The organism is Shouchella oshimensis (assembly GCF_002019765.1).
GTDB classification, from domain to species: Bacteria; Bacillota; Bacilli; order Bacillales; family Bacillaceae_D; genus Shouchella; species Shouchella oshimensis.
In genome coordinates, this window is the sequence record NZ_KV917380.1 from 2,813,962 (window position 1) to 2,828,373 (window position 14,412).

Annotated in this window: 14 protein-coding genes and 3 riboswitches; of the genes, 5 read left to right on the forward strand and 9 right to left on the reverse strand. The window is 39.8% G+C overall.

Features of this window, described 5'->3' with window-relative positions:
- Positions 1–307: 307 nt before the first annotated feature.
- Positions 308–2,587: a 5-methyltetrahydropteroyltriglutamate--homocysteine S-methyltransferase gene (gene metE, locus BK583_RS14270; RefSeq protein ID WP_055737303.1), complete on the reverse strand. Its 2,280-nt coding sequence runs from the start codon at positions 2,585–2,587 to the stop codon at positions 308–310.
- A 143-nt stretch (positions 2,588–2,730) separates the two neighbouring features.
- A riboswitch (cobalamin riboswitch) is annotated at positions 2,731–2,860 on the reverse strand.
- Positions 2,861–2,914: 54 nt separating this feature from the next.
- Positions 2,915–3,017, reverse strand: a riboswitch (SAM riboswitch).
- Positions 3,018–3,251: 234 nt separating this feature from the next.
- Here metE and BK583_RS14275 point away from each other — a divergent pair.
- Together BK583_RS14275 and BK583_RS14280 are read left to right on the forward strand one after the other, a co-directional pair.
- Positions 3,252–4,268 carry an SEC-C domain-containing protein gene (locus BK583_RS14275; RefSeq protein WP_055737302.1) on the forward strand — a complete coding sequence of 339 codons (1,017 nt, stop codon included), beginning with the start codon at positions 3,252–3,254 and terminating at the stop codon, positions 4,266–4,268.
- 18 nt (positions 4,269–4,286) lie between these two features.
- Entirely contained in the window at positions 4,287–4,715 is a 429-nt protein-coding gene (locus tag BK583_RS14280) for a YrvL family regulatory protein (RefSeq protein WP_038478447.1), read from the forward strand.
- A 25-nt stretch (positions 4,716–4,740) separates the two neighbouring features.
- On the opposite strand, the gene BK583_RS14285 is transcribed toward BK583_RS14280, so the two are convergent.
- The 3 genes from BK583_RS14285 to BK583_RS14295 form a co-directional block, all read right to left on the reverse strand.
- The gene (locus BK583_RS14285) at positions 4,741–6,258 is read right to left on the reverse strand and encodes an NCS2 family permease (RefSeq protein WP_236702462.1); all 1,518 of its coding nucleotides are present in this window, start codon (positions 6,256–6,258) and stop codon (positions 4,741–4,743) included.
- Between the two features lie 18 nt (positions 6,259–6,276).
- Complete coding sequence (locus BK583_RS14290; RefSeq protein ID WP_055737300.1) at positions 6,277–6,873, reverse strand: xanthine phosphoribosyltransferase; 597 nt, start codon at positions 6,871–6,873, stop codon at positions 6,277–6,279.
- A gap of 86 nt (positions 6,874–6,959) precedes the next feature.
- Positions 6,960–7,062, reverse strand: a riboswitch (purine riboswitch).
- Between the two features lie 110 nt (positions 7,063–7,172).
- Positions 7,173–7,484 (reverse strand): hypothetical protein, encoded by a 312-nt coding sequence (locus BK583_RS14295; RefSeq protein WP_078440195.1) that lies wholly within the window; start codon positions 7,482–7,484, stop codon positions 7,173–7,175.
- A 229-nt stretch (positions 7,485–7,713) separates the two neighbouring features.
- Between BK583_RS14295 and BK583_RS14300 the strand changes: the two genes are divergently transcribed.
- Together BK583_RS14300 and BK583_RS14305 are read left to right on the forward strand one after the other, a co-directional pair.
- Positions 7,714–8,577, forward strand: a complete 864-nt coding sequence (locus tag BK583_RS14300; protein ID WP_055737298.1) for a prenyltransferase — start codon at positions 7,714–7,716, stop codon at positions 8,575–8,577.
- 17 nt (positions 8,578–8,594) lie between these two features.
- The gene (locus tag BK583_RS14305) at positions 8,595–9,329 is read left to right on the forward strand and encodes a DUF6081 family protein (RefSeq protein ID WP_055737297.1); all 735 of its coding nucleotides are present in this window, start codon (positions 8,595–8,597) and stop codon (positions 9,327–9,329) included.
- A 44-nt stretch (positions 9,330–9,373) separates the two neighbouring features.
- Here the strand turns inward: BK583_RS14305 and BK583_RS14310 are convergent, their stop codons facing one another.
- The gene (locus tag BK583_RS14310; RefSeq protein ID WP_307188690.1) at positions 9,374–10,288 is read right to left on the reverse strand and encodes a DUF6612 family protein; all 915 of its coding nucleotides are present in this window, start codon (positions 10,286–10,288) and stop codon (positions 9,374–9,376) included.
- A gap of 50 nt (positions 10,289–10,338) precedes the next feature.
- Positions 10,339–11,046, reverse strand: a complete 708-nt coding sequence (locus BK583_RS14315) for a glycerophosphodiester phosphodiesterase (RefSeq protein ID WP_055737295.1) — start codon at positions 11,044–11,046, stop codon at positions 10,339–10,341.
- 109 nt (positions 11,047–11,155) lie between these two features.
- On the opposite strand from BK583_RS14315, the gene BK583_RS14320 reads away from it, so the two are divergent.
- A complete protein-coding gene (locus tag BK583_RS14320; protein ID WP_055737294.1) occupies positions 11,156–12,379 on the forward strand; it encodes a metal ABC transporter solute-binding protein, Zn/Mn family in 1,224 nt (407 codons plus the stop codon).
- A 34-nt stretch (positions 12,380–12,413) separates the two neighbouring features.
- On the opposite strand, the gene BK583_RS14325 is transcribed toward BK583_RS14320, so the two are convergent.
- From BK583_RS14325 to BK583_RS14335, 3 genes are all read right to left on the reverse strand, one after another.
- Positions 12,414–13,361 (reverse strand): quinone oxidoreductase family protein, encoded by a 948-nt coding sequence (locus BK583_RS14325; RefSeq protein WP_055737293.1) that lies wholly within the window; start codon positions 13,359–13,361, stop codon positions 12,414–12,416.
- Between the two features lie 91 nt (positions 13,362–13,452).
- Complete coding sequence (locus BK583_RS14330) at positions 13,453–13,941, reverse strand: LURP-one-related/scramblase family protein (RefSeq protein WP_055737292.1); 489 nt, start codon at positions 13,939–13,941, stop codon at positions 13,453–13,455.
- 101 nt (positions 13,942–14,042) lie between these two features.
- Positions 14,043–14,405, reverse strand: coding sequence for a hypothetical protein (locus tag BK583_RS14335; protein ID WP_134259284.1), 363 nt, complete (start codon positions 14,403–14,405; stop codon positions 14,043–14,045).
- Positions 14,406–14,412: the final 7 nt, after the last annotated feature.

A 14,412-nucleotide genomic window follows, 5' to 3' on the forward strand; every position in this document is an offset into this window, starting at 1 on the left:
GTGCAGGGTTCTAACTAAAGAGGCTGGGACATAACGAAAAGTAGGATTTGAAAAGACGAATAGTCTAAAATATGCTGAGTAGCACCGCTACAGGAGAATCCTTCGCTTTCCGGGGACACGGCCTCAGCCTCCTCCGTGGAAAACCGCCACTCCAGAGTCTTCAGACACGTGTTGATCCCCCAGGAGTCTTCGGATTCTCCTTCCGTTAATTTCCATATAAAACAAACGACGAACGTTCCTATTTTCAGGAATGTTCGTCATTTTGGTCTGTCTATCTACTTTTGTCCCAGCCTCTTTCAATAGGCTATTATTTAACGAGAAGCTCCTTACGTTTGTTCTTCGCTGCTTTTACCATCGCTTTAAGCGCCTCTACCGTTTCTGGTTCTTTTCTCGTTTTCAAACCACAGTCTGGATTCACCCAAAAGATTCGCTGATCCAGCACTTGAAGGGCTCGGTTAATACTTGTTTCCATTTCCTCCTCTGTCGGAACTCTTGGACTATGGATATCGTATACGCCTAAACCAATGCCTTTGCTATACGTGTAATCTTCAAACGCAGTAATTAATTCTCCGTGACTTCGAGACATTTCAATAGAGATGACATCTGCATCTAATCCATCAATCGCTTGAATAATATCTTGGAAATCCGAATAACACATATGGGTATGAATTTGTGTCTCAGGTTGAACAGACTTTACAGATAGCTGAAACGCCACTACTGATTGGTTTAAGTAATCTGTCCACTTGCTTCTTTTTAATGGCAATCCCTCTCTTAATGCTGGTTCATCTACTTGAATCACTGTAATGCCAGCACTTTCTAAGGCAAGCACTTCTTTTTCAAGTGCCAATGCTATTTGGTTCACCACATCGCCTGGTTGTAAGTCCGTACGTGGGAATGACCAATTGTAAATCGTTACAGGACCCGTTAGCATCCCTTTTACCGGTTTCTCTGTCAAGGATTGAGCGTAAAGGGTTTCTTTTACTGTCATCTCCTCTTGGAAGTAGACATCTCCGTAAATGATCGGTGGTTTCACACAACGTGAACCGTATGACTGCACCCATCCGTTTGATGTAAATTCAAATCCACCAAGCTTTTCACCGAAAAACTCAACCATATCAGTTCGTTCAAATTCTCCATGAACGAGTACGTCTAAATCAATATCCTCTTGAATGTCAATCCACCGCTTAATTTCTGCGTTAATAAACGCTTCATATGCTTCGTTTGAAATCTCTCCTCTTCTCCATTGTAGTCTTGTTTTACGCACTTCAGGGGATTGAGGAAAGCTACCAATTGTCGTTGTTGGCAAGTTAGGAAATTGGAACACTTCTTGCTGAAGCTCCATCCGTTTATTTGCCGGAACCTCGCGCTTTGAATCTTCTTTCTTACTTCGTTCTAACGCTTCGCGAACTTCTTTATTTGTACGACTTGCCGATTGATTTAACGCTTCAATTGCCTCTTTACCAGCTTGTAAACGTTCAGGTTCATTTTCCTTATTTACGACGCTTTTCACTTGATCTAATTCTGTTAATTTCTCTTCTGCAAAAGAAAGTGCTGCTTTTAAATCACTCTCAAGCTTTTGTTCATGCTTTAACGTAACTGGCACATGTAAAAGACTACATGATGGCTGAATAATTAATTGTTCCTCAGAAACCACTGTTAAAATTTCTTTCACAATAGAATGAGTCTCTGTTAGATCGGTACGCCAAATGTTTCGGCCATCAATTAAACCTGCAGCTAATGTCTTGTCTTTCGGAAAGTCAGTTCCTTTTAATTGCTCCAAACTATTACTGTAAACGAAATCTAATCCGAGACCAGCAACAGCTAGCTTTGTAGCACGATCTAACGCACCAATTCCTTCAAAATAAGTTTGGAGTAGTATCTTTGCATCGGGAGCAGACTTTGCGAACCAATCATAAGCTTCTTCAATAATGGACCATTCCTCGTCTGATACATCGCCAACTAAAATCGGCTCATCTACTTGAATCCATTCAACACCCGCGTTAGCAAGTTCGTTTAATACTGTAGTATAAAGTGGCAATAGACTTCTGACATGATCAACAAACGAACGATTGCCATACTGTTTTGACAGTTTCACAAACGTAACAGGGCCTAAAATAACAGGCTTTCCAACAATATGAAGCTCTTTCTTTGCTTCCTCAATGAGCGTTAACCAACGATTATGAACTAATTCTGGTTCACTACCATTTAGCTCTGGAACAATATAATGATAATTTGTATCAAACCATTTTGTCATTTCAGCAGCAACGGCGTTATCATTTCCTCGCGCAATCGCAAAATACGTATCTAAATCAACTTCTCCACCATCGTATGAAAAACGATCAGGTACTAATCCAAACGCTACCGCTGTATCTAACACATGATCGTAGTGAGTAAAATCGCCAACAGGAATCAAATCAAGTCCAGCATCTTTTTGCTTTTGTAAATTTTCAAGGCGCAACGCTTTTTGCTTCGTTATATAATCCTCTTTTGATATTTTTTGGTTCCAATAAGCTTCAAGATTTTTTTTCCACTCACGTTGTTCCCCAATTCTTGGAAAACCCAAACTTGAACTTCTCACACTACTCATTCTTTTGCCTCCTCAAAAAGTTGTACTCATCATAAAAAAATCCCTTTCAAGAGAAAGGGATAGGAAATCTACCAAAAAGTCACTAGTGACAAGACAGCTAGTTTTAAAGGCAACATTTCCACTCCTCTCTAGATCCGCGTAGAGCTAAGCAGAACGATTCGGCAGGCAATCTGACTTCGTACAATGTACGTCACAGTGGCGGGACCGTCTTGGATTTACACCAAGTTCCCCTTTTAAGCAGCGAAACGCTACACCGATTCGTTTTGATTATGAAATTGAAAAAAACCCTTTTCGAATGAAAAGGGTTTATGCGACATCACCGCATCCCCCTTATCTTCCAAAGTTTCCTTTGCTGGAATTAGCACCTTTTCCTAAAAGAAAGGTTGCTGAAGCTTCGTCGGGCCAGTCCCTCCACTTCTCAATATAAAGAGTGTTTTCTTATGTATGAGTATTCAATTAATTTAGCACACAAAAGCAAATCTGTCAAAAGGTAATTTTTCAGACCTTGTCCGTTTAGTACGATCAACTGTGTCCTTTCACTCCCTTGACGAAATAGCTTCTTATCCATTATCAAGGTGAGCAATCAAAAAATGTCAGTGGTAAACCCCTGTTTTTATCAATAAAATCTGTTAAACTAGTTAAGTTGACGTAAGGAGGAACATGTATGTTAAAAAGAAACGATCCTTGTCTATGTGGCAGTGGCAAGAAATATAAAAAATGTTGTATGCAAAAAAATGAATCGAAAGCAATCGTCACACAAGAGCTTCATCAATTAGAAACAGAAATGCTTTATACAGCTTTTACAAGATATCAAAAAGAGCTGACAAATTGGGTGCAAAGCTACCACCATGTGTACCCAGACGTAGAAGAGAACGTAACGGAAACGTTATCTAGTATGTTACTCGTTTGGCTCATATTCCATAGACCGATACAAGAGAACGGGCAGACCATTTATGATACTTTTCTGGAAACGAAAATTAGAAAAATCAAGCGCCCACAAACGGCAAACATTATTGAGACGTGGAAAGAAACGAAACCAGCTGTACTTGAAGTTTTAGCGTTAACCAATGAAACAGAATGCGAAAGCCGCAACTTATTTACTGGTGAGACTGTAACACACCTCATCCCTTCTGAGCATAATGAAACAGTAGAACCAGGCTCCACCATTATTGGATTCCCTGCTAAAGGTGAAATCAGTATGACGTTCATCGGTCCAGTTATAAGCAATCGTCCAGTGAAAACAGCCGAGATTAAGCAAAAAATTGACGCTTTCCAATCCAATGGAAGTGACGATCCGTTTACAGCGAAATGGCCGCAGCTACTTTCTTCTCTATTAGCAGAGAATGAAGCAGTTGTGAAAAGTGCAGATGACTTTCAATGGTCTTCTGAACAAGTCAAAGAAACGGCTACAATTTTATTAGAAGGATTAAAAAAAGACCAACACTCTCCAGAAATTGAGCAGTTGGCATTAGAGAAATGGTATGCTTTTACAACAGCGAAAAAAGTGACCATTCGTAAGCCAGAAGCTTTCGCAGCTGCAATGGAATACGCACTACAAGAATTCGCTCCACTTTCGGTAACGCAGAAGGCTCTGGCAGAGAAATACAATGTTAGTGCATCAACTATTTCTACCCGTTCCATTGAAATTACGAACGAATTACGGGCAACTGAATCTGTGTAAATGAAGAAGGTTTAAACCATGCGAAAACCGTCCCTTAGCATCATTATAGGTATTAGCTTACTTTTATCCCTTGTTTTTGGGTTTTTCTTTGCCGTTTACTACTTTGGCATAATCAGCCTGTTTTACTTACTTGGAATAGAATATGATTCACTTTGGGCTTTAGCTTGGTTTGTACTCTTTTTTGTTATTGGTAGCTTTATTATTGAGATGATAACAAAAGGAATGATCAACACGATTGTTCCTAAAATAAACGGCTACCCACTTCAGAAAACAGCAGAAATTACGATACAATTTCTTTTCGTGTTCCCGCTCATACATGTTTTAGAAAAAAATTTCACAACCATTACCATTCCTATTATCACTCAAGCTGCATTAGCTTTTCTCATCGTTACCATCGAAACATTACTTACTAATAAAGATTTTACTAAAAAAAACAAACCCAGTTGACGTTGTCAGCGGGTTTGTTTTTTGTTTATGAAGCTACTTTTTCTACTTTTTCACTTTCGTGAGAAACAGCCGTATTCTTTGCTTCACGATAACCTGTGTACAGAAAGAATAATGCGATGATCACATACCCTACCGTATAGTCAAATGCCGCGTTTAGCGCGAGAGAAGGGGCGTGCATAAAGCCAAAGAATGAGAGTAGTCCTCCAATAAGAGAGAATATACTTGCCTTATAAAAATCTTTATCAATCAAAAAGACCGTGATGGCTCCAAGAATAATGGCCGTAAACATCGCTCCTTGTCCGAGAGGGACAATTCCTTCTGATATACCAGCCACAACCTCTGGTGCACCGTTATTAAAGCGTGTCATCATATAATTAGCGATATATGGAAGCATCGCTAATGCAATCGCAGGATAGTAGCGACGAGCGTTATTAGCAAATGTACTCCCAATCATCGACATACCAACAAATACGAGAATTGGGGCAACAGCTGCCATTGGAATTAGTGCGGAAAACGCGCCAATTAACCCTGTAATTGAGGCTAAGGCAAAGATACTTGCATTTAGAATGCTATAACCACGTCCAGCTCCAAGCTGTTTCGCTCCAACTGTTGCAATATAAACGGTAGTTGGGAACATCCCACCAAAACAAGCACCTAACATCGCACCAATGCCATCTACTGCTTGGCATTCTCTCACATCATAAGAATCTCCAGCAGCTGACATGGCGTCCACGTTATTCATTGTTTCGATTGCATTATAAATCGTAATAGGAATTAAAATTCCTAGAAGACCGATAAGTGCACCAAATAGATAGGTCATCCCTTCAAAAGCCGCAAGTGTAGGTAAAAAAGGATAAAAACCAACATTGCTTAACGCTGTAGTTAAGTCACTACTCGTTTGATAACCAAGTACAAAAGCGAGTACAACCCCAACAATGATTGCTAATAAAGAAGCAGGAATATTAAATGGAAGACCTACTTTTGCAACAAAACCAACTAGAATCACTGCCATGGCAACAAGTCCAATAATTGGAATCTCAAAAACAGAGAACAACATCTCACCGGCAACAAACGTAAACGCTACCCCGGCCAAAGCGCCTAAAAGCGCTGGTCGGGGGGTATGCTTACGTACCCAGTTCCCAAAGAACGCAACAAGTGCTTCTACAAGTCCTGATAAGAAAGCAGCGGCAACTGCAATTTTCCAAGCCAGTTCGTGATCATTCGTTAACGCGAGTGCCGGTGCCGTTACCCCAAATAAAAAGACAAACATCACTGGCGTGGATACACCGTATGAGAGAGCTGTAACGTCACTCCGATTCTCTTTTTCTGCTAAACGCTTTGCCATATGCGCATAATATAGATTACCAACAATAACAGCAACCGCTACACCTGGAATAATCCTTCCAAACACAAGGTCCGTTGAAAAGCCCATTGCTAGTAAAGAGACAGTGATCACAACAAAATTAGCTAAATTATTTTGAAAGAGTGCAAAAAACGCATCTACATCTTGCCTCTTAAATAACGGGTAATGTACCTGGTTCACAAAACATCCCATCTTTCGTTAGTTGTTTACTAAAGCAGTTTCATCAATGAATGTTACTGTTGAACCAACTAGAGAAGCAATTCTTGCAAGTGATTCAATTCGCAAACCTCTTTCTTCAAGCTTTTTACGACCATCTTGAAATGATTTCTCAATAACAATCCCTACGCCTGCAACAGTTGCACCGGCTTGTTCAACGATACTCACTAAACCAGATGCCGCTTCCCCATTCGCTAAGAAATCATCAATCAACAGGACTCGGTCTCCTTTTTCAATCAACTCTTTTGAAACCGTCACTTCGGAATATTCTTGCTTGGTAAAGGAATAAACACGGCTAGAGTAAACATTTGCTTGATTCATCGTTAACGATTTTTTCTTACGAGCAAAAATGAGTGGTACCTGTAACTGATGCGCACACATAAAACTTGGTGCAATACCTGATGATTCAATTGTAATCACTTTTGTTACCTGATCATTCTCAAATAATCGTGCAAATTCCACTCCAATTTCTGACATTAATGTAGTATCAACTTGATGATTAAGAAATTGATCCACCTTTAAAACACCAGTCGATAAAACCGTTCCTCTTTCCAAAATTGCTTCCTTTAATTGTTTCATTTTTCATCCTCCTAAAAATAGAAAAAAGCCGAAAGATAAACGGACTTCTCCGAGTGATCTTTCGGCTTCTACATGATGTAAAAAGCGCGCAAAAATGGATCACTCGTAGTCAGACCGTTAAATGGCAGTCTGGTAGAGACTCGCGGACCTTATTACCGCTATTATACGAGTAAGCTATAATATTCGTATTTACAAGTTGCTAATGGATACATTATAAAGAAGAAACGCATAAATAGAAAGGGTTTTTTCGCAGAAAATGTTGCTAAAAAAAGAAAAACCGGTTACAAACACCGGTTTCGTTACTTCTTCCATTTAATAGCAGTCGGCTTTAAACAGCGACGACATTCAAAATCGACCGTTAACGTATGAATCGTTGACGTTGCTTGACAATGAGGACATGTTACCGTTTGAATACGAAGTAATGAAATACCCAGGCTAAGAATGGATACCATTAAAATTAAAAAAGCTTGTATCATGCTTCCCTCTTGTGTTGCAGCCATCATAATTCCTGCTACAACACCTGTTAAACCAATTAACGCCATTAACACTTTTCCTAAACGTAACAAGATTGGTAGTTTTTTTCGTTCAATAACAAGATCAGTATGTTCCAAGTCGTTCCCTTCTTTCAAAGAAATTAAAGCGATTTCTTCTCTTACTAGCATAGCACATCAGTAAGTTTTTCCAAACATCAATCTGTAAGCTTCTTTTATTGTGCATTTAAATAGCAACGTGTATAGTCATCATTGGACAGCTAAGTTGTCCGTGGATTTCAGGAGGTGAATCAACATACAAACACTTACATTTTGGCTTAAAGCCGCTCGAGCTCAAGTACTTCCTGTTATGATCTTACCAATTACAATGGGATCTGTTGCTGCTTATGCATGGGACGGAACCTTTCACCTGTTCTTTTTTCTCCTAACTTTAATTGGAGCTTTAGCAGCTCATTTGTTTTCAAATATGATTAATGATTTATGGGACTTCCGCAATGGTGTTGATACGCAAGCAGAAAAATCTGAAGAATCCATTTCGACTAATTCACGATTATTAGCGAATGGAAAAGTGGGCGAAGGTCCATTTGCATTTGTCACTTGGGCTTTGTTCGTAATTGCATTTGTGTCAGGACTACTTTTAGCCATTTTACGCGGTTGGGAATTACTGCTGTTTGCCATTGCTGGTGGACTCATCGCTTACTTCTATGTAGCACCGCCTTTAAAGTTTGGTTATAGAGGGAAAGGCTATAGTGAGATTGCCATCTTTCTTGCTTTTGGTGTGTTGCCGATAACTGGTAGTTATTTTGTGATGACCCGGTCATTGCCTATGGAAGCTTTCCTGCTTTCCATACCAATAGGGCTTTTCACAACACTTATTTTGTTTAACCATCATTTTCTTCATTGGCGTGCTGATCAAGAGGCTGGCAAGAAAACATTGGTTGTTTTATGGGGGGAAAAAGGTGGTCTGATTTTCTCAAAAAGTTTGGCTGCACTTGCCTTTCTCTCCATTTTATGTTTAAGCGTTATTCATGTTTTACCTTGGTACGCTATTGTTGCTTTAGTTGCTGCCATTCCGCTTGCTAGTGCATATAGGAAACTCGGACCAACCAACAAAAGCCCGGTTTATGGGCAATTAATGGGTGCGTCCTTAAAAGCAACTACTCGAACCGGTATCGTTATCGTAGTATCTCTATTGATTTACGGGATTATTTAAAGAAGGAGTGATAACTTATGAAAAAGGTTTTAGGCAATTTTGATTCGATTTTATCTAGTGAAGACATGTGGAAAATAGGTGGGTTTCCACTACCTGATGGTTCTTTCTGGAAATATCAAGAACCTGAAGCTGTGGTCATTGTTCGTAACGGGACACTTTATGTACGTGCGCCTCTATCCAACCATCATGACTCTATTCAGATTTTAGATAACGCGAAGCATATGTATTATTCAGCTGAACCTGTTGAAATTCCTGAAAATGGCTATATCGACATTGAAGTAGAGATTAAAGCGCGGACGAAAGATACAAAGCCTGGAGATCTATATGATGGCTACGTTTCATTTAATTTGCTTGATTTCACTACAGGCGCTGCTCTCGATTTCTTTGCAACGGACGATCAATACGCATCCGTTTATGGTGTTTTACCATTTCCTGGTGTGACGGTGCCTGACACAGGAAAAACTAAATACTTCTGCTTGTTTAAGGAAGCAACTGATCATTTTAAACCACATGAGTTTAATACATTTAGAATTCGATACGATCGAAAAAAAGACGAAGCTCTCTTTTACGTAAATGGGCAGGAAGTGAGACGGGAGACCACTATTCCAGTAAAATTAAACCAATTCACTATCGCACTCGGTATTATGACAGAAAAAGATCTTACGAACGAAGGTAGCGTATCTGTTCATGGGCAAACGGTCATTGGTGAGTATTCTCCGGTCACTATCACGTGCTCGACTGATGCAGAATAAAAAAAGTCTAGTGAGCTTTAGCTCGCTAGACTCTCATAACGACCTTACATATCGTCCTCTGTTTCATCAAACTCTAACCCACCGAACATTTCTTCAATATCGACACTGTTTTCAATGACTTCATCCGGTATATCAATTGACTCAATTTCATTGTACATGGAATAGGTTCCGGCAACGTCCATCGTAAAATTAGCCGTTTCCCCTTCTTCCTCCATTAACATATCAACACTCATAGCAACTGACTGTTGATAGAATGTATCTTTGTCTACAACAAGGCTATAAGTCATATTCTCAACTTCCATATTTTCGAACATCGTGTCTAACTCTTCTTGAGGGATAGCCGCTTCATTTTGACCACCCATTTCCATAAACCAATGGATAAACTGTTGGAAGTCTTCATTATCTCCTTCCATAGAAATAACATAAGAGTCCTCTTCCTCTGACATCTCAATATGCGTCATCATGTCTTTCAACATGTTAATTTGCTCTTGTGAATCGACTTGAAGCTCATCTTCTAACTCCATCTCATCACTAATATCCATCATTAACCAGCCTTCACCTAATGGGTTTTGCATATAAAAGATGCCGTCTTCAAAGTATTGATCCGTGCTAACATCCATCCCAAGCTCTGAAGCAGTCATCATAGTGTTCATTTTAAAACTTAGTGGTTCAGAAATAGCGTCCATTATTGAATCAACAGCAAATTCCATCGTTTCATCTGCTTCTTCCGCTGACATACGAATATCGTATGTCATACTCATTTCCGTTCTAAAACTATCTACGTTGTTCATCGCTTCTTCGGTATTTGTTAACACCTCTTCAACGGATAAGGATTCCCCTTGCTGAACCGCTTCATTTGAATTTGTTCCTGTTGAACTGTTTTCTTCTCCACCTGTTTCGTCACTACCGCAAGCTACAAGCATCAGTGTACTAGCAGGTGCAACGATCAACCATGTCATTTTTTTCAAGTTAATACCCTCCACAATAATAATCTTTGTCTAGTTACCCTTTAATCCGTTATGTTAAACGAATAAGGCAAATTGTTAAGTTCCTTCACAGTTACATAAACGTGAGGATAACGCAAACATCTTTGAATCTGTTTTACGTTTGTTACATTGTAGAAAACAAGTCGATAGCCGTTCCTCTTACATTTTCTCACCACTCGCTTTGAGAAAAAGAGATAGTTCATCGTTACAGATGAAATACGTTGATCTTCCATTCTTCTAAATAGTCTTTTCGTAGGCTTGCGCTGGATGTAGCCAACCGCTAGCATAGATGGCGCTATTTTTTTCAGTCGGTCAATACAATCGTGATCAAATGAAATCACCTGTACATCTGTTAAACTTCCAACTTCCACAAGATCTGCTAATACGCTTTCTTCAATCTTCTTTTCCATCTGCTTTGTTTTTTTCAGTTCAATGATTAATTGAGCTTTCCCTTTAAAATGGTTGAGCACTTCTTTTAGGGTTGGTATGGTTTCTGTCCCCATCACTTTCAATTCTCGTAATTCCGCAAGCGTAAATGTATGTACAAAACCGTTGCCGTTTGTAACTCGGTTTACTTTCTCATCATGTATAACAACTGGAACATTGTCCAAACTTAATTGGACATCCAATTCAATCATCCGACAACCACGTTTAAAGGCCTCTTGAAACGCGAGCATCGTGTTTTCAGGATAATGACTAGAAAACCCTCGGTGGGCAATAATTCGATTCATTTACTGTCCTCCCTAGCAGAATATAGCCTTATCTCTTCACAAATAATTATGATTGCGATATAATTCTTAAAGTTACACAAAACGTAATAATTACGGTTAGGAGCTCATAATGAAAAAAACATGTTTACGCTCTCTTGGATTAGTAGCACTAGTAATGGTAACGGCTTGTGGTAATAATCAAGGAGCGGATGAAGATAACGAGCTATTGCTCATAAAGACTTCGATTTTCCCCTATGAAGATTGGACAAAAGCCATTGGCGGCGATTTTGTAAACGTGGAAAACATCGTTCCGACTGGAGCGGATGCACACACCTATGAACCAACGCCACAAGAAATGATTGAAGTAGCAGAAGCAGACCTCTTTATTTACAATGGCGCAGAGTTGGAACCTTTTGCAGATAGCATCTTATCTGCGATTGAAAATCAATCTGTACACGTTTTAGAAGGAAGCGCCCAAACCCACTTAATTGAAAGCGATCATGACCATGAACATGACCACGATGAGCATACACACGTATCTCCTATTGTTGAAGAAGGAGACACAGAAATAAAGGGCCTTCAAGATCATTATCACAGCGGTGATTCAGTCACTTTATCAGTGGAAGACGACAGCGAATGGGTTTGGTACACCCGTACAGATAACGAAGGCTGGGAACAAGCATCAGAAGAGCCTTCCACTTCGTTCACCCTACCAGCAGATCAAGACAATTTGCAAGTAAAAGCGATCCAATATGATGAAGAAGATACGGTTATTTCAACAAGCGACACCGTTCTCATTCTAATTGATGATCATGATGACCATCATCATGGCGATCAGGACCCTCACGTATGGCTAGACCCTATTCGATCCATTGAAATTGCTCAAAGCATTCGCGATACGTTAACTGAGCTTTTACCAGAGCAAGAAGACTATTTTAATGAAAATTTTCAAACGCTAGAAGCTCAGTTTCACGAACTGGATGAAGCATTTGTAGATTTAGTAGAGACTTCACAAGGAGATCGTTTTATTGTATCCCACGCTGGTTATGGATATTGGCAGCAACGCTATGGTTTGAAACAAATTGGCATTGCCGGTATTTCACCAACAAGTGAACCATCACAAACAGAATTAATCCAAACCGTTGAAACCGCTCAAGAACTTGGGCTCCGTTACGTTTTCTTTGAACCGAACATTACACCACGAGTCGCAGAGATCGTTCAAGATCATTTAGAAGCAGAAGCTCTACTTATTCATCCCTTAGAAGCATTAACAGAAGAGGACAAAGAGAATAATGAAGACTATTTTTCTTTAATGTACCAAAATGTTAACGCGCTAGAAAAAGCGCTCAACTAGGGAGAGGAAGGCATCATTCTTTGGTGCCTTCTTTTTATTGGTTCATGTTAAGAAGGATTTTCCCTTGATGTTTTCGCATTTGAAAATGAAGATATGCCTTCTTCGCTTCAGTAAGAGGAAACACTTGATCGATCTCTATTTTTACTGTGCCATCTGCAAGAAGATCTACTACGTTACTCGCAGCTTTCTCTACTATATCAGGTTTAAACGCTCTCATGGTTCCAAAACTAAAACCTTTTATTGAACGACAGCTTTTATGTAAATCTTCGTTTGACACATAACTTTTCTTGCCGCTTGCATTTCCAAACTGAAGTAACGTCCCAAATTGAGCGAGCACCTGTAAACTATCCTCTGTTACAGCCCCTGCAATACTATCAAAGATAACCGATACACCCTTACCTTCTGTGATGGCCCGTGTTTCATCCTTAAATGATTGATAGGTACACACATGATTGGCCCCTGCACGATAAGCCACTTCTGCTTTAGCTAAAGACCCAACCGTACCAATAATCGTCTTAACTCCTGCACGCTTTGCTAGTTGAATAAGCGTTGTACCCACACCTCCAGATGCCGCATGCACAATAATGGAATCATCAGTCGATAGTGGTGCAATCTTCTGGGTTAGAAAGTAGCTTAAAAACATAACAATCGGTGATGCCGCAGCTTGCTCCCACGATAGTGTAGCTGGAATGTGGTAGACCAAATTTTCATTGGCAATGGCATACTCCGCATGACCGCTCGTTTTTGGAAACGCTAGAACGCGATCCCCGACACGTACCTTCGTTACACGTTCCCCAACTTGATCAACAACTCCAACAAGATCAATACCCAATTGACCTGGCTTACCTGAAGACACGACTTTTAGATCAGCAAAATTCAAACTCGACATGACTACATTGATGCTCACCTCAAAGCCTTTAGGTTCTGGTTTATTAATTTCTTCCACGACTATACCCTGCTCATTCATCCTTACAGTAAGCATGCTCCTCACTCCTTCCTCTTTATTATAGAAGAAGAACGCGGCTAGAGGTCATTCATAATTCAAATCGTTAGTAATCCAGTTTTTTTATCAGTTAAGGGGCAGAATGGTTTTTACTTTTTTGATGATGAACCATGTCTAGCACAATCATCAACGCAACACTTATCGTTTCATGCCTTGGATCACCCACATGCAAATGATACGTATCACCCCAGCTTAACCACTCTTTCTCAACCGTCATGATGGTTGTAGTCCCATCTTTAACCGCATAATGATGATCAAATAGACTTCCCTCGATCGTCCATCCAAGCGGTTCAATTTCATAGCGCGCACGAAAGAAACTCATCTTTTTAGAGACAACACATAATTCTTTTTCATCATTCGCAATCGAATAACGCGGCATAAGCGAAAAAACATGCTGCTTAATTTGAAGTACCGGCACACCTTCACTAGTCGTAATCGCCAGCTGATCCCCAATAGAGAAAAACTTACCATCTACTTTATAAACGGGCTTTTTTTCCCTATCGAACACTGTAAACTGATCCCGGAATGAAAAAACCCGCTGTTTAATGAAAAAATCCATCGAATCGCCTCCACTCACTTTATATACGGGATTAGGCAAAAAAAGATTCAAAAAAAAGAAACAGACAAGGCTCTAAGCCCTGTCTGCCTAAAATTGCTTTTTTATTGAAAATAGAACGTGATGATCATTGGCATAATTAAGCTTACTACCGTCAACACCGTTCCTATAAACCAACGTCTATCTACTTTACGTTCGTTTTGCGTTCGTAAGGTCTCTTCTCGAGTCTGTTTGATCTCCCCTAGTGCCTGCTTCGCTTTTCTGTATGCAATTTCTGCTTTTTCTTCAGCAGCATCAGCTTTTTCTCTCGTCATTGAAAGTTCCTTACGCACTTCTTCTAACACACTTGTTTGACTTTCCAACTGTTGCGTTACTTTTGCAAGTGCTATCTCAACTTCGGTTAATTTACGGAGGAGATCATATGCAGATGGCTCAGTCACCTTCGCCAATCCCTCCTTTTTTGGCAAAATAAAA

Excerpts from the sequence above, each read along its gene's own strand:
- BK583_RS14310 (WP_307188690.1), bottom strand. The coding sequence starts at position 10,288 with ATGACATGGTTGATCGTTGCACCTGCTAGTACACTGATGCTTGTAGCT.
- metE (WP_055737303.1), bottom strand. The coding sequence starts at position 2,587 with ATGAGTAGTGTGAGAAGTTCAAGTTTGGGTTTTCCAAGAATTGGGGAA.
- BK583_RS14275 (WP_055737302.1), top strand. The coding sequence starts at position 3,252 with ATGTTAAAAAGAAACGATCCTTGTCTATGTGGCAGTGGCAAGAAATAT.
- BK583_RS14325 (WP_055737293.1), bottom strand. The coding sequence starts at position 13,361 with ATGCTTACTGTAAGGATGAATGAGCAGGGTATAGTCGTGGAAGAAATT.
- BK583_RS14330 (WP_055737292.1), bottom strand. The coding sequence starts at position 13,941 with ATGGATTTTTTCATTAAACAGCGGGTTTTTTCATTCCGGGATCAGTTT.
- BK583_RS14320 (WP_055737294.1), top strand. The coding sequence starts at position 11,156 with ATGAAAAAAACATGTTTACGCTCTCTTGGATTAGTAGCACTAGTAATG.
- BK583_RS14290 (WP_055737300.1), bottom strand. The coding sequence starts at position 6,873 with ATGAAACAATTAAAGGAAGCAATTTTGGAAAGAGGAACGGTTTTATCG.
- BK583_RS14305 (WP_055737297.1), top strand. The coding sequence starts at position 8,595 with ATGAAAAAGGTTTTAGGCAATTTTGATTCGATTTTATCTAGTGAAGAC.
- BK583_RS14300 (WP_055737298.1), top strand. The coding sequence starts at position 7,714 with ATGATCTTACCAATTACAATGGGATCTGTTGCTGCTTATGCATGGGAC.
- BK583_RS14315 (WP_055737295.1), bottom strand. The coding sequence starts at position 11,046 with ATGAATCGAATTATTGCCCACCGAGGGTTTTCTAGTCATTATCCTGAA.
- BK583_RS14280 (WP_038478447.1), top strand. The coding sequence starts at position 4,287 with ATGCGAAAACCGTCCCTTAGCATCATTATAGGTATTAGCTTACTTTTA.